Raw genomic sequence first — 23819 nt, forward strand, 5'->3', positions numbered from 1 at the left:
AATGTTACATATACATCATTGTATATGCTTTATAATTTTAATTGGGGGATTTTTATGAAATTTTTTAACACACCTTCTATTATGATTGAGGAAGCAAAAAAAGCTAAACTCAAACATAATCCGTTTCTCAACTTACTTATATCCTTAGTTCTTATTTTAGTAAGTCAATTTATACTTGTGATTCCTATGTCAATAATAGGTATTATAAGCATTATTAAATCCAATGGATTATCTATGACTATAGCTAATGAAACTCTAAATCTTATAGATTTATTTGGTACTGTATTTTTAATTATCATCTGTATTTTATACTGCAAATTTAGCGAAAAAAGAAACCTTCGCTCTATGGGATTAATAAAAAAAGGTGCATTTAAAGAATATGGAATTGGATTAATAGTAGGATTTATTATGTTTAGTACTGTTGTTTTGATTCTAATGATTTCTGGGCAATTAACCTTTGTTAAGGTTACCCTGTCTTCTCTTCCTATAATTATTCTTTTCTTTATCGGTTTTATGATACAAGGTGCCAGCGAAGAATTTTTATGTAGAGGCTTTTTATTAACTTCTATTGCTGCTAAAAATGGAATTGTTCTCGGTATTATTTTGAATTCCTGTTTATTTGGGTTTCTCCATATTTTCAATTCAGGATTTTCTATACTACCAATGATTAATATTATTTTAGTTGGCATATTCTTTTCCGTTTATGCTTATCGTACAGATAATATTATTGGAGTATGTGCAATTCATACCATGTGGAACTTTGCTCAAGGTAATATATATGGAATTCTTGTTAGTGGAATGAACATAGGACCTTCTATTTTGAAAGTTAATAGCTTTAGTTACTCTTTACTTTCTGGTGGTAACTTTGGAGCTGAAGGTGGCCTTGCTTGTACAATTGTATTAATTGTATCTATATTGCTTGTGATATTTGTCCCTAAAAATTCTGTTTCTAAAGCATCTGATGAATCATTTTAAATTATTATATATAAAAATTATGATATAGTTATATATGGAACTATATCACTACTTATATATATTCCTATTTTACTAGCTGTTGTAACCATGGGGGTTCATGGGATTATATATAAAAAATAAATTTAATTTATTATAGGGGGGTTTTTATGGAGACTTTATTTGCTTTTATTCCTATGTTAATTGTTTTACCAATAATTTTATTATTTTGGGGTTTAGGTCTTTATGTACTTATACTTGTAATTAAAGCATTAAAAATTTATATCAATAAAAATTCATAATGCATTTAAATTATGGAAGACCATATCATCACTATGACATGGCCTTCTAATTTTTTATTCTTGAACTGATAACTTCTTATAGGTATTATATCTTTCCATGGCATCTGCTTCTGTCTTTGCAAATAATTCTTCTGCCACTTCTGGGAATACCTTCGCTAAGGATGCATATCTAACTTCACCTAATAAGTAGTCTTTAAAGCTTCCATTTGGTGCTTTTGAATCTAAGGAGAATGGATTTTTAGTTCCTCTTAAATCTGGATTATATCTATATAAAGTCCAATATCCACACTCTACTGCTCTCTTCTGTTCTTCTTGTGAATAAGACATTCCAGCTTTAATACCATGACTAATACATGTAGAATAGGCTATTATTAATGATGGTCCATCATAAGCTTCAGCTTCAGCTATGGCTTTAACAGTTTGATTTTTATCTGCTCCCATGGATACTTGAGCTACATATACATAACCATAGCTCATAGCCATCATTCCTAAATCCTTCTTCTTAGTTCGCTTTCCTGATGCTGCAAACTTAGCTACTGCAGCAGTTGGAGTTGATTTTGATGATTGACCTCCTGTATTAGAATAAACTTCTGTATCAAAGACTAATACATTTACATTTTCTCCTGATGCCAATACATGGTCAAGGCCACCATATCCTATATCGTAAGCCCATCCATCTCCTCCAAATAACCATTGAGATCTCTTAACAAAGAATTCTTTATCTTCTAGTATCTTCTTAGCTATTTCACTATTTTCTTTCTGAAGAACTTGAGTTAACTTAGTTGCCCTATCTCTTGTACCTTCACTCTTATCCATGTTATCTAACCAATCCTGTAACACTGGTTTAGCTGCCTCTGAAATGCTACTGTCAAGAGCTTCTCTTATGTTTTGTGCAACTCTTTCTCTTATAGTTTTAACAGCCATGAACATCCCAAAACCATACTCAGCATTATCTTCAAAGAGTGAGTTAGCCCATGCTGGTCCATAGCCTTCTTTATTTGGTCTATAGGCTGTTGATGGTCCTCCAGCTGCCCAAATTGATGAACAACCAGTAGCGTTAGCTATCATCATTCTATCTCCAAATAATTGAGTTACAAGTTTAGCATATGGAGTTTCTCCACATCCTGCACATGCACCTGAGAATTCAAGTAGAGGTTGCTCAAACTGACTACCCTTCACAGTACTTTTATTCAATGGATTCTTCTTGTTTGCAATGTTTTCTACAGCATAATTCCAAACTTCTATTTGATCATGTTGACTATCCTGAGGCTTCATAACTAAAGCTTTTTCCTTGGCTGGACAAACCTCCGCACAGTTTCCACATCCAGTACAATCTAAAGGTGTAACTCCTATATGAAAAAACATTGCAGGTTCAGTTTTAAGAGCTTTAGCTTCTAGTAACTTCATATCCTTCGGAGCATTTTCCTTTTCTTTTTCATCTAACAGGAAGGCTCTAATAGTGGCATGTGGACATACATATGAACATTGATTACATTGAATACAATTCTCTGGAATCCACTGTGGCACATTTACTGCTATTCCTCTCTTCTCAAAAGCAGTAGTACCTGCCATGAAAGTACCGTCATCTACTCCTTCTCTAACCAATGTAGAAACTGGAATATTATCTCCTTCCATTCTATTCATTGGTACTACAATATCCTTAATAAAAGCAGGATATTCCTTCTTTATATCCAACTTATCATCCTTAACATCCTTCCATTTACTTGGAACTTCTACCTTAGTTATAGAATTTATTCCTGAATCAATGGCAGCATGGTTCATATTTATAACTTTTTCACCCTTCTTGCCATAGGAAGTTATAACTGCTTCTTTTAAATATTTTACCGCATCTTCAATAGGTATGATATCTGCTATCTTAAAGAAAGCAGCTTGCATTATCATGTTTATTCTTCCACCTAACCCAATATCTTGGGCTATTTTAACTGCATTTATGGTATAAAACTCTATATTATTTTCTGATATATATGTTTTTAAGTCAGCTGGTAATCTATCTTCTAAATCCTTTTCTGTCCATTGAGTATTTAAAAGAAACTTTCCGCCCTTTTTTAGCCCTTGTAATAAGTTATAACTATAGACATAAGATTGATTATGACAAGCAATAAAATCCGCTTTATCAATGGTATAGTGCGATTTAATTGGTTTATTACCGAATCTTAAGTGAGAAATAGTTATTCCACCTGATTTCTTAGAATCATAAGAGAAATATCCTTGAGCATACATATCTGTATGATCTCCAATAATCTTTATAGCACTCTTATTAGCTCCAACGGTACCGTCAGACCCTAATCCCCAGAACTTACAAGAAGTTGTTCCTTCTGGCGTAGCATCTATATCTTCCTTTGGCAATAAAGATGAGTTTGTAACATCATCAGTTATTCCTATAGTAAATCTATCCTTAGGTTTATCTTCCTTTAAGTTTTCAAATACGGCAGCTATATGAGCTGGAATTGGATCCTTTGAACCAAGTCCAAATCTTCCGCCTACTACTAATGGAACATTTTCTTTTCCAAATAGTGCTCTTACTACATCTAGATAAAGAGGTTCCCCTATGGAACCTGGCTCCTTAGTTCTATCGAGTACTGCTATCTTCTTAACTGTACTTGGTATAACTTTTATAAATTTCTCTATAGAGAAAGGTCTATAAAGTCTTACTTTTACAAGACCCACCTTTTCTCCCTTAGCACTCAGATAGTCTATGGTTTCCTCAACTACTTCAGATACAGAACCCATTGATATGATTATCCTATCTGCATCCGGTGATCCATAGTAATCAAAACAGTGATATTCTCTTCCTGTTAGTTTTGTTATTTCACTCATATAATTTTCTACTACAGTAGGTATATCTTCATAATATCTATTAAGTGATTCACACATTTGGAAATATAAATCAGGGTTTTGAGCAGTTCCTCTTGTAACTGGATGATCTGGGTTTAAAGCATTTTTTCTGAACTCATCAATAGCTTTATAGTCTACTAGTTTTGCAAGTTCTTCCTGTTCTATAACCTCAACTTTTTGTATTTCATGGGAAATTCTAAAGCCATCAAAGAAACTAAGAAATGGCATTCTAACCTTTATAGCACTTAAATGTGCTACTGCTGCTAAATCCATAACCTCCTGAACAGAACCTTCTGCAAGCATTGCAAATCCTGTTTGTCTTGTAGCCATAACATCTTGATGGTCACCAAATATACTTAAGGATGACGTAGTAAGAGCTCTAGCTGCAACATGTATAACTCCAGGTAATCTTTCTCCTACCATCCTATACATGTTAGGTATCATAAGTAATAGGCCTTGTGATGCTGTATATGTAGATGATAGAGCTCCTGCTTGTAAGGAACCATGCAATGCTCCAGCTGCCCCTGCCTCAGATTGCATCTCTACTACTTTAACAGGATGACCAAATATATTTTTTCTTTCCTTAGCGGCCCATTCATCTACTAGCTCAGCCATAGGTGTAGATGGTGTAATTGGAAATATAGCAGCTACTTCTGTAAATGCATATGATATATGTGCTGCTGCTGTATTACCATCCATAGTCTTCATTTTTCTCATGTTATTACCTCTTTTCTTACAGTTTAAATATATTGGTATGAAGGTATTTAGACATATATCTAATGCCTCAATATCCTTTTGTTACTTTTCTCTAAGTTATAAATCTTTAATTTTACTCTTATACCATTTATATGTTGAGCTAAATAGGTGGATATTATGTATAGCGTTAGAATTTATTAAAGACTTATTACCTAACTATAAGAAAATGAGGCTTTGAAAAATAGAATTATCCATTTTGTAAAAGCCTCATTGGTAAAACTATATAATTTTTAATACTTTATATTGTAGGTTCAACACTATTCATGGACCAACCATCATTTCTTACGTCATGTATATCTATAAACTCATCCTTATCTTCTATAGCCTTGAGCCTCTTTACTACTCCATAAGGCTCATTTAAAGATAATTTATATCCTCTGCCTGATATTATCCATAAAGTTCTATAACCTTTTGGAGTAACCTTTAATTTATCTTCACCTTTACCATCGGTAAAATATATAAGTAAGTTAGTATCAGTGTTATTTATATATTCAAATACAGGAGTAAACTGTGTTCCTCCCCCTTTAGTAACCCTTTCTCTTATATCCTTTACAGACTTAACCCTATATGCTCTTCTAATATTGCTATCACACTCTATTATAGTTACTTCACTATTATAATTTTTTACTATTGAAAGTACTTCTTTCATAGCTTGCATAAACTCAGCATCACTTATACTTCCACTTATATCAATGGCTACAGCAACTTTAGCCCTATGACCTCTTAACTCCCCTTTTAAATCTAATCTATTTGGTTGTCTTCGACTTCTTCTTGTTATAGTTTTCTTCTTACTACTCTCTAAGCTTCCCATTATTTTTTTCAAATAAATATTCCATGGGATTTCATTTTCACTTCCCTTTAAAGTTTTTAGCATAGCTTCTATCTCTATTGGAAGCTTTCCTTTACTAGAAAGCTCTGCAAATTTCTCCGTAAAGGATTTCAGAGTTTTATCATCTATATCATCAGATTCATTCCAGGTATCATGAGTCTTTTTAGGATCATATTCATCCTTAGTATCGCCTTTAGAATCATCCTCTTCTCCTTCTTCGTCCTCTTCTAACAAATCTAATTCTCCTTGTATTTCTCTCACATAGTACTCCATAGAATTATATGGTTCTAACTTCAAATTATATTTTGTATTTACCCACTCTAAGGTAGTTGCATAGGCAGGTAAGAAATCAATATATTGATTTGAAACTATGTCCATAGCCATATTAACAGCTAAGGTACTGTATTTTTTTCTTAATTCCTTTGCTCTTACTAGATGCAATGCTAAAATATGATGTATTTCATGTTTTATAGTCCCTTGCATCTGACTCAAATTAAGTTGTAAAAACATAAGAGGATTAAAATAAATTATATATTTAGCTCTCTTAAAACTTATAGCTGTAGGTGTAGCTATATCATATCTTATTTCTCTTTTTACCTGAAATAAAAAGTATCCATAGAAATTTTCCTTATCCTCCATAATGGCTAGATTTACTCTATCTATTAGTCTATAAAACTCTACCTCTAACTCTTCTGGCATATCTACTATAAATTTTTCGCCATCTCTTCTAGCTTTAAACATCTCTCCACTATTAACTATATTAGCTATCCTATTGTAAAGCTTAACCCTTAATTCTTCAAAATTCTTACTCATGGCTATCTACCCTTTTATTTCAGTATAAGCGGCAAAGTAATTCTCTACAAAGTCTTCATTTTCTAATATGAAATCATATATTTTCTTTTGTCTTTCTCGCATATCCTGCATAATTCCAATCATTAAATCTACTGGATAAAAGCTAAGGAACTCTACAAATCTATCTATAACTTTATTTATACCTGCTCCTTCTAGCTCTTCAACTTTGTTGCTAATATAATTTATCATATTACTACCTGTTAAATATAATCTAGTGTGGCTCTCATTGGATATTCTAATTTTAACCTGCTCTGATAAAACGTCTTCTTCAAATATTTCTTCTGGAGAAATTAAAGCAGTATTATCCGATTCTATAAAATCCATAAGCTGCTCTGCGATAACCCTTCCAAGATTACCTCTTAAAACATTTAAAAATACTCTTCTTGGTATACTGTCTTTATTTTCTTTATATAACTTATAACTTTTAGACACTCTTTCAAAGCTTCGCGGTGTAGCCCTTATATCTTCTTCATTAATATTGTGTAGATGCTCTGGAAAAGTAGATATGAATTCTATTACTTTTCTATCAATTTTATTTTCTGAAGCCCATTTAATCCAACCCTTTGCATCACTTTCCATGTTAAGCCAAACAAAGCGATTTTCTTGGGCCGCATCCATATCTACTACTTGATAATCAAAGTCTGAACCGTATTTACTGGATGGATTCATTGCAGCTAATATCTTTACTTTATCATGAAGCTTATATCCATTTATCTCTCTATTTAATATCAAATTCATAAGCTCTTGTTGTACACTATGATCACACCTATTTATTTCATCTATAAACAAAAGTACCTCTTTACCATCTAAAATAAGATTATCTATTTCTCTAAGCTTTGTATGAATAGCATAAATGGTTGCCCTTTTACTTACAACTATTCCATGTTCATCTTTAATAGTATATTCTTCCACTGTAGGGAGTCCACCTATTTCACCCTCCTTTAAAAGGTTTCCATCTATAACAACTAAACTCCATTCTCTTTGTCTCGCCAAAGTCTTTGCAAGAGCAGTCTTGCCTATTCCACTCTCTCCTACAATAAGAGGTACTTCATTAGTTTCTATTACAAGCTCTACACTTTTTAATGTATCATTAAAGTTCATTTGTATTATCCTCCTACATAATCTTTAGCTTTTCATCTATAGCAACTCTTTTTGCTCTACTACTTCCATACTTATGAATAAATATAATCTTATCCATAGAAATATTATTATACTTTTTATTTATACTTTCACAATTGATAAAATTTCTTATATAGCTCTCTTCTATATCTTCACTAGATAATCTTTCTTTTAATACTCCTTCAAGCTCTTCTATAGATATGTCTTTTATAAGATATTTAATTACTAGTATATTTTCTTTCAAAAATTTTATCATCTTTTCTTTATTTAGATTATGAACAAACTTGATAGCAGCTTCATTATTTCTAATGGCAGATATCTCAGCTTTTTCACTAGGATTGTTAATATACCTTAGGGCATCATAGCTAATATTTACAGCTACTAGCTGCACCTCTTCACAAGGATTTTCTATATACTTAATGGAATCATAGTTTTTCTCAATAGCCAATCTCTGAAGATCACAGCTAGGATTCTTTATATACTGAATAGCCCATCCCTTTTGTTCAATCCCTAGCTTTACTAGCTCTTCACTAGGAGTATCTATATATTTTAAAGTATTCCAGCTTTCTTTTACTGCATACTCTTTCATTTCTAAGGTAGGCTCATCTATAAATTCAATAGCATTTATATTACTCCTCAATGCTTTTATATTCATTTCCTCTGTTGGATTTTTTATGTACTGTAGAGACATTCCATCCTTCTCTACAGCCAAAAGCTTCATTTCTTCTGTTGGGTTCTTTATAGTTTTTATAATAATTGGATTCCTCTTTACCATTTCTATAGCTCTATTATAATCCATAACCATATTCCTCCTAGGTTCATAGCGCATATAAGATTTGTAAAAAATCTTATAACTACATACCCTTTACTAAACAATAACTTTATTAAGTAATAATAATTATCCATTTAATTATATCATTTTATAGTATATTTAAAAGCACTTTTTTGAATATTTTTATTATAATTTCTTCAAGCTATATATGATTATTTTCGAAAAAAATGGATATCAAAATTTATTGATATCCATTTTTTAAGTTTTTAAATATGTATTTCAACAGAAAGCATATCGTCATCTGTTTCTATTAAAATATTGCCTTTATTACCACTCACTATTTTTTGCACATTATGTAGTCCATAACCTCTACTAGAACCCTTCGTTGAATATCCTTCTTTAAACATTGATGATATATTTATTTTATTCATATCTTTTACAGTGTTTTTTATGGTGATAACATATCTACCGTTAGTTGAATAATCTTCATCTATATATATATCAACTAATTTATTTGAACTTTCCTTAGCTGCTTCTATAGCGTTATTTAATAAATTAGTTAATATAATTACCATATCTGATTGACTAATCTTTATATTATTCAAGCTATTTTTAATGTTACACTTTATATCTACACCGGCTTTTTCTGCTTCACAAATTTTACTATAAATAAGAGCTCTTAAAATTATATTATCTATAGTCATTAGCTTTGTTAAAGTGTCTTTATAAGTTATATCTTCTATATACTTCTTTATGACTTTATTAACTTCATTATAATTTCCCACCTGAAGGGTAGAGTATATCACATTTAAATGATTTTTATATTCATGTTCACTTGCCCTTAACTTCTCAATATACTCATTTAAAATCAAATTATATTTATTTTGAATTTCTAATATCTCATTCTCCTTCATAATTTTATATATATCTCTACATAAAATCATAGTTATTATAATAAATACTAACAATGCTGAAAATAATCCAATTCTTAATCCACTGCCTATAAAATGACTATCATTTATAAATATTAATATAGTTAATATTAGAAATAAATTCACTATTCCTGTTATGATAATTTTAGTACTTATTTTAGGTATAGTTGAAATATTCAACTTAATATATTTAGTAAAATAATATATAGTACCTAAGGTAATTGTAAATACACCCACTAATGTTAGGGTTAAATTTATACTTTCTGTATTTATATCTAATATACCTACTATAATTCCAACAATACTTTCTGCTATCATTAAAACTAATAATGATATAGTTATCTTTATTAGAGATTTATAAAAAGTGTCATTATGTAAAAATTTATTTATTAATGCATATATTATAGTTAAAGCTCCTAAAGTAACTACTGGTATTTTTATAACAATACCAAAAACATATGCTAATATGATAGAAATTATAACATTTTTAATATTAATTTTATCAAATAAAATATTGCAAATCATACCTAATGTAAACAACTCTAAAAAATTATTTATACTCATTTTCATACCCTAAAATTTCAAACACTTTTTCACAGTAACTTATAGATAAATCAATAATATCACTAATGTTAACAAAATGAACTTTCCATAATTTAGTATACATCTTGTCTATTCTTTTTATATATTTAGTGTTTACAATAAATGATTTATGGCATTGTACTATACTATTTGATTCAATCATACTTAAAAGCTTCCCTAGAGATAATTTTGCATAAATTACTCCATTCTTAACTGTTACAATTTTGCACTTCCTTGGTATATACTCAGCAAAAACTATATCATCATGATATAGTTTATAGGTTATTTTATTTTCTATAGTTATCATACTATACTTTCGATTGTCATTTTTCTTAACATTTTCTTTCATAAACACATCTATGATTCTTTTAATATCTTTTTTACTATAAGGCTTTATTAAAAAATCATAGCAGTGTATATTTTTAAATGCATCTACCATCTGATAGCCTTGACTTGTTATAAATACTATTCCTTTTAATTCATAACCTTCCATAGCTCTAATTTTTTTAGCTATATCTATCCCAGATCCATCTGGTAAGTTGATGTCAATAAAGAATAAGTCAACATTTTTTTCACTAATGACTTTTAATGACTCTTTAAATGAATGTGTCGTTAGGAGCTCCACATTATTATAGCTTTCTTTAATTAGGTTAGATAAATTATCACTTTGAATAATATCATCTTCTATTAACAATAATTGCATCTTCATCACCCCTAACAATTATAGCACATTTTAGATAATTATTACTTAATTTTTTCTCTTAATTCTAATGGTAATTCTACTTCTCCCCAAAAGAATATAGAAGGAGATTTCAAAGCTGCTTCTCCTACTCCTATACTAGCACTAGTTAATACACCACTCATAAGTTTTCTTAAGTCGAATTTTTTCATTAAATTTTTCATTACAGATTTCCCCCTGTTATTCATATAATATTCATAAATCATATATGTTCCAAATAATAATACAAGATTTATGTACACAGAATCATTTATTACTCTTACTAAAGTATATGTAAATAAATATATGAAGCTTGTCTTTAATTTTAATTTTAAAATTACCTTAGGAGCTTCTATTACTTTAATCTTAGTTCTATATTTAGCAGTAAAAATTGTAGCTACAACAGATACTAATATTAAAACTCTTATGAATCTTGGTATTATTATTATAGAAGATAAAAAATACATACTTAAATATATTCCTGTAGTCTTTATAAAGCATCTTGCAAAGCTTTTACAATGCCCACCTCCAAGTTTAGTTCTAACACCTAAAATTAATACTGTAATTATGAAAAATTCAGGTAATCTTTTAAGTATAATAGATATTAAAAGTATTATAAAGAATTTAATCCCTTCACTTATAAAAATCTCTACCCCATATCTAATTCTATCAAGATAATATATATCTTCTATATTAGATTCTGTGGCAATAAAATTTACAATTTTTTTTACTAAAATACTAATCATAAAATCCCTTCTTAATTTCAAGTTTTAACAAAATTATACACCATTTCCATATGATTTATTTTGAATTTTCATGAAATTACTTATTCCATACCTAAAATTCCTTATTTTTCACACTTAAACTTTATTTTACATTAATTCTTAACTTACATGTTCGATATTTGACCTTTCGTTCCAAAAACCACACTACAAGATTATTTTAAGCTATAATCATATATGAATAACACACTTATATAGAGGTGGTTTAATTACAACACCAGTAAAATATTAATAGAAATAATAATCTTAAATTCCTTTCATTAATATACATAAAGCACCTCTATATTCACTTTATACTAAACTTATATTTATATTTAGAATCTTTTATTGTGAGGTGCTTCTGATGAAATCTATCAGAAAAGATTTAAAATTAGATTTGATAGCTTCTATTATAGCTATATTGATTTTCTTATTTTCAGTGCCTAGATTGATAAAGACATCTGACCCTACTACTGTTACATTTTTAGGTATTTGTGTATTACTACTCCTTATATGTAACTTACGTAAAATTCATAGTAATGATTAGATTATTATTATAATAAATTGTATTCAATAATTTAACTTAATATATGTAATTAATCAATTTAATTGTAATTGTGACTATAGAGTGTAAAGTCAATGTCCCCTATATAAAAAGTAAAACACGGTAAAGTATCTAATCTTTTAGTACTTTACTGTGTTTTATTTTTGTTGATAAATAAAAATAATGAAGCTTTAAATTTAATATATTAGTTTAATAATTAATTACTTTTGAATAAAATATTTTTTTAATAGTCTTTACTACAGAATCACTTTCACTATCTCCTATGATTTGTGAATTATTTTCTTTAACTTTAATAGATGCATTTTCTACTATATATCCTTCATCCGCTACTTTAAGCATAGAACTATCCTGTTCTACACCAGCAAATACAACTACTTTGTCACTTTTAATCATCTCTCTTAACTTAATCAAAGCGCTTCCTCTAGATGTTTTACCACTATATACTTTTAAAATATAGTAATCTTCATTATATCTTTCATAGATAACCTTGATATTTTCATAATCGCTACATCCTTTAAGCTTATTATGTAGTATTTCTATTTTATCTATCTTGTTAATAACCATGATGCAAACTACATCTAGCTCTTGTGGTAGTTTACTATATATATAATTTTTTAGTGGAAGTACTTTCTCTAAATTATAAAATCTCTTTTCTTCTTCATTGGTAAAATTACCATAATAAATGTGCATCACATCATTAATTATAGTATGAGTAAAGGTGTTTATAGATAACTCATCACATATATTTAAAATTCTTTCAGCTATTTCATTATTTATTCCTTCATGGTAAACATAGCTTTTCTCATTAAAATCATATATTGCTGCTCCATTCATTGTAATTACTGGTAATTTAATATCCATACTACTAACTATAGGTGCTACAGTTTCTGGAGTTTTATCTGTTACTAATGTCACTAGTGCTCCTTCTTCTATCATTTCCTTTAGTTTTACTTTAGTATAGGCACTAACTTGATTTTTAGAATCCATTAAAGTATTCGTTAGTGTGCTTACAAACAAAATTTTAGTATTCCTCTTCTTAGGTAACCTCATAGCATTAACCCCTAAAGCTACAAAAATCCCAATTAAAGTGTCTATAATTCTATTAATAGTAAATGCATAAGGAACTACATCATCTCCATGATTTATAGCGACACTTAAAAATACTACACAACTAATATAGGATGCTGTTTGTCTTTCAAGTAATATAGTAGTATATATTAAAGGTATGATAGCTATAGATGTTAATAGATATCTTAGTTGTGGCATATATTCAGGTATAAATCTTCTTTCTAATAATAACACTATCACTCCAAAGATACCTCCAATTAAAGTCCCAATGGTACGATTTAAACCAACCTGCTTAGTACTCTCCACACCTTGTTGCATGCATAAAATTGCCGCTATTGCTGAATAGAATGGCATTCCTGTGCCTCTTACTAAATATATTAAAAAGCATATAAAGACTGCCACTGCTGATTTTATAATCCTCATTCCTATCCTTGGCATTAAAATCCCCTTCTTTAACTTATAATTTATAATACATTATACCATGAGTATTTATAACTTTTTATATTTAAACGTATTCTAATTTTACATATAAATATTCAAATATTCTTTAAAATCCAATGAACTTTAGTTATTCTGAAGTTTACATAAATAATTCATATTGACATTCAGCATATTTTCCATATATAATTATTCCAATTATATGGAATTTGTTGTTATTACCTTTATATAATAAGTATAACTATAAATATAGGATTTTAAGGGGGAGAAACTCATGCTTGAATTTTTTAAACTCATACCTATAATTATTATGATTATATTTCTTTGCCTAGGAATTGGTGTCTTTCTACTTATTAATAAGCTGTTTAAATGACGTATTTATCTAAGTTTTGATTTGACTTTTATAATGAATAAAGTTATATCTTATTAGATAATATAAATATATAAACTTAATAGGAGGTTCATAAATGAATAGCTTAAATTCTAAAGAAGATCTTTTAAAACTAATTGATACTTCTGATTTACTTTTATGCTTCTTTACTGGGAAATGTTTTTGAGGAAATGATGACTTGCTTTGTAAAGTAGATGACTTGCTTTCTAATTATCCTAAGGTTAAATCTATAAAAATTAGTATTGATGAATTTCCTTCCTTGTGTGCAGAATTTTCAGTTTTTATAGCCCCTACAATTTTACTTTTTACTCAAGGAAAAGAAACCCTAAGAAAATCTAGGTTCATTGTCATAAATGAGTTAGATAAAAATATAAATAGATATTATAGTTTAATATTTTAATAATATCCTTTTCAACCTTTTAGTAATTTTTATAATAACTAAAAGGTAATTTTTATATATTAACTTAAGATAATTATTAAAATTATTTTATATTTGTATAAACTTCCTTGACTCTATAGCCCCTATAGGGTTTAACCTTTGAAATATAAAATATTAAATTTAGGAGATGATTTTATGAATAAGGAATATTTAAATGATACTATCAAATTATTATGTGAACGTGCAAGTTGCCGAAGCTTTCTAGATAAGAAAATTCCTGATGAACTACTAAATGAGATTATATCTTGCGGCTTACATGCTGCTACTGGAGGAAATCTTCAACCTTACTCTATAATAAAGATAACTGATGATAAGACTAAGGAACGTTTAGTTAATGAATGCGATATGCAATCACTAGTTAAAAATGCACCTGTTAATCTTCTATTCTGTATTGACTGGAGAAGAATTCAACGTTGGTGTGAAGCCTCTGATGCTCCTTTTGTAGCTACCAAGAGTTATAGGCATTTTTGGATTGCTCTTCAAGATACAATAATATGTGCTCAAAATATTTGTACTGCTGCTGATTCTGTAGGTTTAGGTTCTGTATATATAGGTACAGTAGAAAGTTGTTTTATGGAATTAAAATCTATATTTAATATTCCAGAAGGCGTATTCCCTGTAGTTCTTTTAAGTATTGGATATCCAAATCAACCTTTAATTCCTGCTCCAAAGTTAGGCATAGAAGCCATAGTTCATGAGGAAAGCTATAAAGACTTAACTATAGATACTTTAGTAAAGCTGCAAAATGAAAAATACAATTCTAAAAAATTCCCCCTTAGTCCAACTAATATGGAATCAATGAAAGAAGTGACTTTAGATATAGGTGGCAAAGATTACAGTAATAAAATTATTACATCTATAGAACAGCAAGGTTATATTAATATGGCGCAAAGATATTTTGGTCTTCACTATAAAGCAAATTGGTCTTGTATAGGAAATAAGAATTTTATAGAAGCCCTTAAGGCATATGGATTTACATGGATTATGGGAGAGGACTTTCCTACTGGTGACAAATAGATGTTAAAATTAAAGGATATAATGTACCAATTATATCCTTTAAATATTTTACGATAATTACTATTTCAATAATAGCTGAATCTGTCTCACCCATTCTTCATTATTATCAGATATGTTTGGACCTATAATCAACTCTTCTATACCGATTCCTTGTAATTCCATCTTTGAAGATTTTATATATTTTAATAGGCTATCATAACTTTCTTTTAAACTGTCCCGACTACCTATATGGTCAATGACTCCATAGACCCCTTCTTTTAATGTGTATTTATTCTTAGAATCATTTAGATTTTCTTCTTTGCTAAGAGCCAGATAACTTTTAAGATGAGTTTCTCCTTTATCATTAATATTTATTAACCTTGACGGCTTAAACATAACTTCTACACTAATACTAAAATTTCTATCAAAACTTACTAAAGACCTTATTACATTATCTATAGTACTATTCTCATTTACGTCTATTAAATATCCTTCTCTTCTTTCTAATACCATAATTCTCGGCTCTGTAGAATAATTTCCTTCCCTTAAATCATTTATATTTTTTAATTGTTCTTCTACATAATAAGAAACTTTTTTTAAGTTCTCTATGTTTTCATCAATTACATTTTTCAAATTGTTAAACAAATTTTCTGTTTCACATATATCCCCACTTAAAATCTTCATAATTTCACTAAGAGATAATCCTGTAGACTGTAATGCTTTTATTTTCCACAACCTCTGACTAGATGTACTATCATAATATCGATAACCTGACTTAGAATCTACTTCTACAGGAACTAATAATCCAATATTATGGTAGTATCTTAAAGTTTGTATGTTTATATTATGTAGTTTAGCCATTTCACCTATACTAAATTTCACTTCATTTTCACCTCATATATTAAATAAAATTAAGTCTAATATTATAATAAAACAGGAGACACATTATGTCTCCTGTTTTTACACTACTGTAAAATAAAAGTTCCTTACACACTGAAATGATTTCAGTAATAAAAATCTTACGCATAACTTTTCACCATAAAGAATAATTATTTCTTTAAATAGTATTCCATAACATTTTTAACCATAGCTGTTGGTATTCCACTACCGCCTCTACCCTTTACATCTTCTATTATCATAGATATGGCAATTTTAGAATCATCTGTGTTTACAGCTACAAACCATCCATTTTCTTTACCCGATTCATCTTTTTGGTCTTTCTTTATCTCTGAAGTTCCAGTTTTACCAGCTATATTAAATCCATTTACTTTTGCAGTGGTAGCTGTTCCATCTGCATCATTTATTACAGCTGAGAAAGCATCTACTAAAGCTGGTACTTTTTCTGCCTTTATAGCATTTTTCCAAACTTTTGCTTCCGGATTTTTTCCAATGTTAAGTCTTGGCTGCATTATATCTCCATTGTTTCCTAATGCGCTATATGATAATGCAATATCTAATGGTGACATAAGCACCTCACCTTGACCATATCCTGTGTCAGCAAGAAGTATTTCTTTACTTAAAGTATTATCATTACTAATTTGAGAAGTTTCCATTGGGAAATCAAAAGTTATCTCTTCTCCAATCCCAAAGTTTTTAGCTCCATTTATGAAGGCATCTGCTCCTATATTCAATGCTACTCTTGCAAAATAAATATTATCTGAGTATTTTGTAGCCTCTTTTAAGTTTATAGCCTTACCAGGATCTTTTACTCTCGTAACCTTATATCCACCCCATGATGAATTATTTTGCCAATCTAATCCCTTAATATCCATAGTTTCTCCTGGATTAAGTGCGCCTACATCCAATCCTATAGCAGCTGTAACTAGCTTCATTGTAGAGCCTGGTGCGTATACATTATTAAACCTATTGTCAAACTGCTGACCATTAAGCTTTTTCCACTGATCACTTAAGGATTTTGTTTTATATGTTACAAATATATTTGGATCATAGGAAGGTGAACTTACCATAGCTAAAACTTCTCCAGTTTTAGGGTCTACTGCAGTAGATGCTCCCTTCTCACCTTTCATTTCACTATATACCTTACTTTGAAGCTCTGGGTCTATTGATAGTTTTATATCCTGACCATTCTTTGCTTCTGTTTTAGCTAAAGTTATTTTTTCTTCTCCCTTTTCAATGTATATTTCTCCACCATCTTGACCCCTTAATATATCTTCATAAACCTTCTCAAGACCAGCTTTTCCAAGGAGACTTGTTTGTGAATAGCCCTTATCTTTATTATTTTCTAGTTCTTCTGCTGTAATGGCTCCCACATATCCTACTAGATTTCCAAAAGCTTCTCCGCCAGTGTAAACTCTAGAGTTTTTATTGTTTATTTGAACACCTTCAATAGTGGAAAGCTTATTTAACTTTTCAGAATCAGATTGAAGTACAGATACTATTGGTACAAAATAATCTGGATTAGTATTAGCTGCTAGCTGTTCTTCTATATATGACTCACTTATGTCTAATATAGTTGCCATAGCTGTTATTTTTTCTGACTTTTTATTTTCAAATTTACTTGGATGAATTCCTACAGACTTTACTATATCATCTTGTGCTAAAAAGTTTCCATTTCTATCTAATATACTTCCACGTTTAGAGTAATAATCTTCTACTCTCACTTTGTCATCTGATTTTTCCATTTCAGGGAATATTAAACTCTCATTCCACTTTATTTTATATCCATTCTCTTCTTTAACTAAAGTTGCTTTATAATCTTTGATATCTACCTTTCCTGCTACTGTATCCATGGTCATAGTAAATGGTATTTCTAATGACTTTTTATCTCTTTCCTTTTCTCCTACTATTTGAATATCCATATTACTAGCTACAATAGCGTTATATATATTAGTGTATCTTTCTAAAAATTCTTCCTCGTTTATATATGCTTTTGATTCCACTGAAAGCATATTATACATACTTTTAAAATCTTGCTTAATCCAAGCATTTTTATAAATATTAAAGGCATCTTTTATTTCATCTTTCCTAGAGCAACCTGTAAATAAAGCTATACCTATAATTATAGTTCCAATAATTAAGCTTAGTTTCTTTAAATTATTTTTCATTGCTATCCTCCTTATAAAATGTATTTTCTTACTGGATATTTCACAGTTTGAATATAATCTTATCTATTCAATTCAATAAATAAACTACTATCTCTATTGTAAGTTTATATAAACTTTTATTCAATGAATTTTCTTAAAAATAAAAGTGAAGCTTTTACAAATTTTAAAAATATTAATGTATAATTTAAATAGAAAGGATTGATAAAATCATGATAAATATTGAAAATGAAAGCAAAATTTATCTTCAAAGTGAAGAAAGAACTAAATGGTTCCAAGAAGCTAGATTTGGAATGATAATTATGTTAAGTATTTTCATAATCAAGTTAAGGAATTAGTTACTGGCTACGGTAAAATTGATATAATGTGGTTTGACTTTTTATATGATAATATTATCGGTGAAAAGTGGAAAGCTACTTTATGCTCATATTTATGATAGAGGAATCGGTCACACTAATCTAAACAATCTAAGGGGCAAAATTAAAAAAGCTAGATTGCTTAAAGACTGTTCTGAAATTAAAGTAGAGTTTCCATGGATGGCAGAAGAATTTGAAGCTGATGCCTTTATAAACTTACCTAGTGCAATTCTTCCTGATGAAAAAGATACAGTAGTAGAGTTAGAACTACTATAAACTTAATTTATATGTTATATAAAAGGAGATTTTATGCATATTAATAAAAATAAATTTAATGATATTTTTAGTACCTATACAGGCTTACCAAAAGAAGTGTACATACTTTTTTTAGGTAAAATGATCAACTGTATAGGTGCATTTGTTTATCCTTTATTATCCCTAATTATCACCCAAAAGGTTGGAATGTCCATAAAGGATGCTGGCTTAATTCTAACGCTTACAGCAATTCCTCAAGGTCTTTGCATAATATTAGGTGGTAAACTAGTAGATTCAATTGGTAGAAAAAAAGTTATTATATTTTTTCAAAGTTTTGCTGCTGTATTTTTTATAGTTTGTGGCTTTATAAAACCCTCTACTACCCTAATCTTTTTCATAATTTTAGCTTCTTGCTTCTCTTCATTAGCACAACCAGCTTACGATTCAATGGTTGGAGATATTACTACAAGTGAGAATCGGAAAGCATCTTTTTCTTTAATCTATATGGGACTTAATCTAGGATTTGCCATTGGCCCCTTTATAGGTGGACTTCTTTTTGAAAGCTATCTTCCTTTAGTATTTATTGGTGATGCAATAACTACATTAATTTCTATTGGATTAATTTCCTTATTTATTAAAGAAACTCATCCTAAATTAATAAATTCTAATAGTTCTGAATCGGATTATGAAAATCAAGTATCCAGTCTTGAAAAAGAAGAAACTGGTTCTGTATTTAGGGTGTTTTTAAAGAGGCCTATTCTAATATATTATGCTTTACTTATGCTTACCTTTCAGTTCGCCTATGCTCAATGGGGTTTTGCAATTCCACTTCAATTAGGACAAATCTTTGGTTCTGGTAATGGAGCTAGGTATTTTGGAATATTAGCTAGTTGCAATGGTCTTATAGTAATTCTATTAACTCCTATAATTACCTCTCTAACAAAGAAATATAAAACCCTTAGTATAATTGCTAGTGGAGGAATACTATATGCCATTGCCTTTGGTTCCTGCAGTTTTATATCCCAACTGTCATTATTCTTCATTGTAATATTAATAATAACCATTGGGGAAATTGCAATCTCTACAAATTCTGGAACCTTTATAGCTAATTTAACTCCTGCTTCTCATAGGGGTAGAGTAAATGCATTCTTACCACTTATTTATGGTACAGGTAACGCCATAGGACCAAGCATAATGGGTTCTATGATAGACTCTATAGGAATGAATAAAGCTTGGATAATAGTAGCAATAGTAGTAGGAATAGGTTCAGTTTTTATGTATTCACTAAACTCTATTAAAGTTCAAGCTTAACCCATGAAAAAACCTCTTTAGTTAAATCTAAAGAGGTTTTTATCCATAGTTTTTTCTATAACTAACTTTGTATGAATATTTACTATAGTTATTAAGCTTTTGCTACACTATTCTAAACTTTGTAATAAATTATCTAAATTGCGTTTAAGCTCCTTTGCTTCATCATTAGATATATTCAATTTGCAAAATACTTCTCCTGGCACATCTAAAATCTCACTTTTTAGCTTTAAGCCAGCTTCTGTTAATTCTATTATGACTACTCTATCATCATTTACGTCTCTATGTCTTGTAATTAGCCCCATAGATTCTATCTTTTTTAATAATGGAGTTAAAGTACCTGAGTCTAAGTGTAGTCTTTTACCAATGTCCTTAACTGTCATTTTTTCTTCTTCCCATAACACTAACATAGCTAAGTATTGTGTATAAGTAAGATTATGCTTATCAAGAATGGATTTATACAACTTTATTACCTCTCTTGATGCTGCATATAGAGAAAAACATATTTGATTTTCTAGTTTAATACATTCACAATTCTTCATATAAATTCTCCATTTCACAGAATGACTTATTAAAATTAATTCTTAATAAACCATATTGTTTGAGATTATTTTACAATTTTAAAATTTATATGTCAATACAACAAATAATTTGAATAACATTATAAATAATTCATACAAATATCTCTTATTTTACTTTTCCTTTGAATCTACATAGGAAACCGCTGATAATGCAGCCACATTTCCTTCTCCTGCAGACTTTATATATTGATAAGGTCTTCCTACTATATCTCCTGCTGCGAAACAACCTTTTAAGTTCGTTTGCATTAGCCTATCAACCTCTACATGATTATCTACGATTTTTAATCCCGGAACTAATTGACCTGGTGATATGCTATCTCTTAGTATAAATAAACCATCAGTAGTAATTTCTTTATTCTTTAAAACTAGCTTTTCCACTTTATCTTCACCAATTATTTCTACTGGTGTATCATTTACTACTTCTATAGATGAATGAACATTTACAAACTCTTTATACATAGGAATATAATATACCTTTGATGCTAAAGTAGTAATAAAGTTTGCCTCTTCCTCTTCTTTTTTACTATAGGCTATTATTGTAACTACTTTATTTCTATAAAGTGGTGCATCACAGGTAGCACAATATCCAACACCCTTACCTAGAAGTTTTTCTTCACCAGGGAATAGCTTACCATATTGAATTCCTGTAGCTAATATTACTGAAGTTGCTTCATAGGTTTTATTATTTACCATTAAAGCAAAGTAATCTCCCATAGCATATATATTATTTATTTTTTCTTCTGTTATTTTTATATCCATAGCTCTTAAGTGATTGATAAATTCTTGTTGTATCTCTTTACCACTTTTACCATGGAAACCTAGATAATTATTAATTTCATTAGCTTTTACTAATTTATTTGAAAGTTCATCATTACCAAATATGACAAAACTTTTATTTCTTATTTTTGCATTTAAAGCTGCTGATATTCCTGCTGGTCCACTACCAACTATTGCAATATCATATCTTTCACTCATAGCTTTATCCTCCAAATTTACAGATTAAAAATATAGGAGTAATCTCCTATATTTTTATTATATATAAGCTTCTACAATTTCTTTTATTCTTTCTTTTGGTACAAAACCTACTGTAGTATTTACATTTTTTCCATCTTTAAATACTATTATTGTAGGAATGGATGCTACACTATATTGCATTGATATGTCTGGGCATTGATCCACATCAACTTTTATAAATTTAACTTTGCCTTCCATTTCAGTTGATAATTCTTCAAATATTGGAGCCAACATTTTACAAGGTCCACACCAAGTTGCGAAAAAGTCTACTACTACTACACCATCTTTTATTTCATTATTAAATTCAGCCGAATTAACTATCTTTGCCATCTTTTATTCCTCCTAAAATCAATTTACTAAAATATTATTTATATAAATTAAATTTTGTTCAATTTAATTTATTAATACTAATTTACATGTTTATATATTAAATGTCAAGTCATTTTAAAAATATTTTTATATAATTACATAATGAAATCTTATGTTTTAAAATTTAATAATAGTAAACCCTTTAATTATATTATTTCATACTTAAATAGGTTTTATTTATTATAATGATATTTTTATTATGAAGTTATTAAGATATGTTTGCAAAACCACATAGTGAAAAAGTCATTGTAGCTGCAGTTTTTTGTTAAAGGTCACCTATTATATTTACACAAATTGCATTATCTCAAAGTAGTATAATACAGAAGCTAAAGATGAAATAAATATAATACCTATACTGCTATTTAATATGTCCATTGAATCACCTTTATCATTTGTAAAAATATTTAATAATTAATCTCCTATAAAATAATTAAAAAAATAATTCTCATTAGAACACTCCATTTCCTCTGCAAACTATTTTTTGTTGAATCATTAAAAATGTTAATTTATCTTATTAGATAATAATTTACTTAACAGGTAAAAATACTGAAAACACAGTACATTCATCATCTGATTTTACTTTAATATACCCACCCTGCTTTGAAATAATTTCCCTTGTTAAATACAGTCCTATACCAATCCCTTCAGAATCTCCAACATTCTTTCCTCTATAAAATCTACTAAATATTTTAGGTAGTTCCTCTTCGCTAATCCCTATACCATTGTCTTGTATATCTATTCTTACAAACATTTCATAACTTTGTATGGTAATATTAATTGTTCCATTTTCTCTTGTATACTTTACTGCATTTTCCAGAATATCAAATACACCCTCTGTTGTCCAGTTTCTATCGTGCAAAATTATAACTTTATCTTTTTCATTTAGTTCTAGAGTTATATTTTTATTTTCTGCCTTTTTACGAATTTGGCCTATTGCTAATAATATAGTTTCATTTAAGCTTTCATATGATGGTTTTAGCTGAATCACTCCACTCTCTAGCCTAGACATTTTAATCATACTTTCCACTAAAAAACTAAGCTTATTTAAAGAATTCATCATTATTTCATGAAACTCTATTTCCTCGTCTTCTGTCAAATTATTGCCCTGAAGTAACTCTCCATACATTTTTACATTTGTCAGTGGTGTTTTTAACTGATGAGATATATCAGAAATCAACGCTTTTATTTCATTCTTATCATCTTCTATTTGTTTGTTTTGAGCCTTCAAAATTCGAGTTAACCTAATAGTTTGTGATTGAAGTTTCGAAAAAATCGAATCTTCAACTATAGAAAATACCTCTTTCTCCTTCATATCAGCCATTGTTGCTAACATATCAGAAAGCTTTACAAGTATATCTTTCATATAACTTTCAAATAGTCTTTCATATATATAAAATACTAAAATAATTATTATTGAAAAAAGAATGGAAGCAATAATAACCTTAGTATTCTTCATTTCAATAGCTATAAAGGTAGTGAATACTAAACAAATTAATATAATTGCTATTTGAAACATCTTTTTTATATTATAAAAATTACTTCTCATA

22 protein-coding genes are annotated in these 23819 nt (G+C 28.9%); 8 read left to right on the plus strand and 14 right to left on the minus strand.

All coding sequences use genetic code 11. The features are described from left to right. Positions 1 to 54 precede the first annotated feature (54 nt). Together B3630_RS06165 and B3630_RS06170 are read left to right on the plus strand one after the other, a co-directional pair. Complete coding sequence (locus B3630_RS06165) at positions 55 to 975, plus strand: CPBP family intramembrane glutamic endopeptidase (protein WP_346896462.1); 921 nt, start codon at positions 55 to 57, stop codon at positions 973 to 975. Between the two features lie 146 nt (positions 976 to 1121). Then, complete coding sequence (locus tag B3630_RS06170) at positions 1122 to 1253, plus strand: hypothetical protein (protein ID WP_346896464.1); 132 nt, start codon at positions 1122 to 1124, stop codon at positions 1251 to 1253. Between the two features lie 54 nt (positions 1254 to 1307). Here the strand turns inward: B3630_RS06170 and nifJ are convergent, their stop codons facing one another. The 7 genes from nifJ to B3630_RS06205 all read right to left on the minus strand — a co-directional run bounded on the left by nifJ (position 1308) and on the right by B3630_RS06205 (position 11415). After that, a complete protein-coding gene (gene nifJ / locus B3630_RS06175) occupies positions 1308 to 4826 on the minus strand; it encodes a pyruvate:ferredoxin (flavodoxin) oxidoreductase (protein ID WP_346896466.1) in 3519 nt (1172 codons plus the stop codon). Between the two features lie 277 nt (positions 4827 to 5103). After that, positions 5104 to 6507 carry a VWA-like domain-containing protein gene (locus tag B3630_RS06180; protein ID WP_346896468.1) on the minus strand — a complete coding sequence of 468 codons (1404 nt, stop codon included), beginning with the start codon at positions 6505 to 6507 and terminating at the stop codon, positions 5104 to 5106. Between the two features lie 6 nt (positions 6508 to 6513). Continuing rightward, positions 6514 to 7647: an ATP-binding protein gene (locus B3630_RS06185; RefSeq protein WP_346896470.1), complete on the minus strand. Its 1134-nt coding sequence runs from the start codon at positions 7645 to 7647 to the stop codon at positions 6514 to 6516. 13 nt (positions 7648 to 7660) lie between these two features. After that, positions 7661 to 8464 (minus strand): hypothetical protein, encoded by an 804-nt coding sequence (locus B3630_RS06190; protein WP_346896472.1) that lies wholly within the window; start codon positions 8462 to 8464, stop codon positions 7661 to 7663. A 239-nt stretch (positions 8465 to 8703) separates the two neighbouring features. Beyond that, positions 8704 to 9933, minus strand: coding sequence for a sensor histidine kinase (locus B3630_RS06195; RefSeq protein WP_346896474.1), 1230 nt, complete (start codon positions 9931 to 9933; stop codon positions 8704 to 8706). After that, complete coding sequence (locus B3630_RS06200; RefSeq protein ID WP_346896476.1) at positions 9920 to 10654, minus strand: LytTR family DNA-binding domain-containing protein; 735 nt, start codon at positions 10652 to 10654, stop codon at positions 9920 to 9922. The genes B3630_RS06195 and B3630_RS06200 overlap by 14 nt, the downstream gene beginning before the upstream one ends. A gap of 41 nt (positions 10655 to 10695) precedes the next feature. Further along, entirely contained in the window at positions 10696 to 11415 is a 720-nt protein-coding gene (locus B3630_RS06205) for an accessory gene regulator B family protein (RefSeq protein WP_346896478.1), read from the minus strand. A 379-nt stretch (positions 11416 to 11794) separates the two neighbouring features. On the opposite strand from B3630_RS06205, the gene B3630_RS06210 reads away from it, so the two are divergent. Beyond that, positions 11795 to 11977 carry a hypothetical protein gene (locus tag B3630_RS06210; RefSeq protein ID WP_346896480.1) on the plus strand — a complete coding sequence of 61 codons (183 nt, stop codon included), beginning with the start codon at positions 11795 to 11797 and terminating at the stop codon, positions 11975 to 11977. A gap of 207 nt (positions 11978 to 12184) precedes the next feature. On the opposite strand, the gene B3630_RS06215 is transcribed toward B3630_RS06210, so the two are convergent. After that, entirely contained in the window at positions 12185 to 13501 is a 1317-nt protein-coding gene (locus B3630_RS06215) for an HAD hydrolase family protein (RefSeq protein WP_346896482.1), read from the minus strand. Positions 13502 to 14070: 569 nt separating this feature from the next. Between B3630_RS06215 and B3630_RS06220 the strand changes: the two genes are divergently transcribed. Together B3630_RS06220 and B3630_RS06225 are read left to right on the plus strand one after the other, a co-directional pair. Beyond that, on the plus strand, positions 14071 to 14292 hold the full coding sequence (locus tag B3630_RS06220) for a thioredoxin family protein (protein ID WP_346896484.1): 222 nt from the start codon (positions 14071 to 14073) through the stop codon (positions 14290 to 14292). 174 nt (positions 14293 to 14466) lie between these two features. After that, on the plus strand, positions 14467 to 15348 hold the full coding sequence (locus tag B3630_RS06225; RefSeq protein WP_346896486.1) for a nitroreductase family protein: 882 nt from the start codon (positions 14467 to 14469) through the stop codon (positions 15346 to 15348). 60 nt (positions 15349 to 15408) lie between these two features. Here B3630_RS06225 and B3630_RS06230 read toward each other — a convergent pair whose 3' ends face one another. Both B3630_RS06230 and B3630_RS06235 read right to left on the minus strand, forming a co-directional pair. Then, positions 15409 to 16209 carry a MerR family transcriptional regulator gene (locus tag B3630_RS06230; RefSeq protein WP_346896488.1) on the minus strand — a complete coding sequence of 267 codons (801 nt, stop codon included), beginning with the start codon at positions 16207 to 16209 and terminating at the stop codon, positions 15409 to 15411. 167 nt (positions 16210 to 16376) lie between these two features. Beyond that, positions 16377 to 18392, minus strand: coding sequence for a penicillin-binding transpeptidase domain-containing protein (locus B3630_RS06235; RefSeq protein ID WP_346896490.1), 2016 nt, complete (start codon positions 18390 to 18392; stop codon positions 16377 to 16379). Between the two features lie 209 nt (positions 18393 to 18601). Here B3630_RS06235 and B3630_RS06240 point away from each other — a divergent pair, with 209 nt between their 5' ends. From B3630_RS06240 to B3630_RS06255, 3 genes are read left to right on the plus strand one after another with little or no spacing between them, the layout of a single operon-like run. After that, on the plus strand, positions 18602 to 18727 hold the full coding sequence (locus B3630_RS06240) for a hypothetical protein (RefSeq protein WP_346896492.1): 126 nt from the start codon (positions 18602 to 18604) through the stop codon (positions 18725 to 18727). 45 nt (positions 18728 to 18772) lie between these two features. After that, entirely contained in the window at positions 18773 to 19021 is a 249-nt protein-coding gene (locus tag B3630_RS06250; protein ID WP_346896494.1) for a hypothetical protein, read from the plus strand. Between the two features lie 33 nt (positions 19022 to 19054). Beyond that, positions 19055 to 20311, plus strand: a complete 1257-nt coding sequence (locus B3630_RS06255) for an MFS transporter (protein WP_346896496.1) — start codon at positions 19055 to 19057, stop codon at positions 20309 to 20311. Positions 20312 to 20418: 107 nt separating this feature from the next. On the opposite strand, the gene B3630_RS06260 is transcribed toward B3630_RS06255, so the two are convergent. From B3630_RS06260 to B3630_RS06275, 4 genes are all read right to left on the minus strand, one after another. Then, positions 20419 to 20850, minus strand: a complete 432-nt coding sequence (locus B3630_RS06260) for a MarR family transcriptional regulator (RefSeq protein ID WP_346896498.1) — start codon at positions 20848 to 20850, stop codon at positions 20419 to 20421. A 150-nt stretch (positions 20851 to 21000) separates the two neighbouring features. Then, the gene (locus B3630_RS06265) at positions 21001 to 21864 is read right to left on the minus strand and encodes an NAD(P)/FAD-dependent oxidoreductase (RefSeq protein WP_346896500.1); all 864 of its coding nucleotides are present in this window, start codon (positions 21862 to 21864) and stop codon (positions 21001 to 21003) included. Between the two features lie 57 nt (positions 21865 to 21921). Continuing rightward, on the minus strand, positions 21922 to 22233 hold the full coding sequence (trxA, locus tag B3630_RS06270; RefSeq protein ID WP_035134706.1) for a thioredoxin: 312 nt from the start codon (positions 22231 to 22233) through the stop codon (positions 21922 to 21924). Positions 22234 to 22798: 565 nt separating this feature from the next. Beyond that, on the minus strand, positions 22799 to 23818 hold the full coding sequence (locus tag B3630_RS06275; RefSeq protein ID WP_346896502.1) for a HAMP domain-containing sensor histidine kinase: 1020 nt from the start codon (positions 23816 to 23818) through the stop codon (positions 22799 to 22801). Between the last annotated feature and the right edge of the window lies 1 nt (position 23819).

The organism is Clostridium sp. UBA7503, assembly GCF_002477055.1.
Taxonomy (GTDB): Bacteria; Bacillota; Clostridia; order Clostridiales; family Clostridiaceae; genus Clostridium_J; species Clostridium_J sulfidigenes.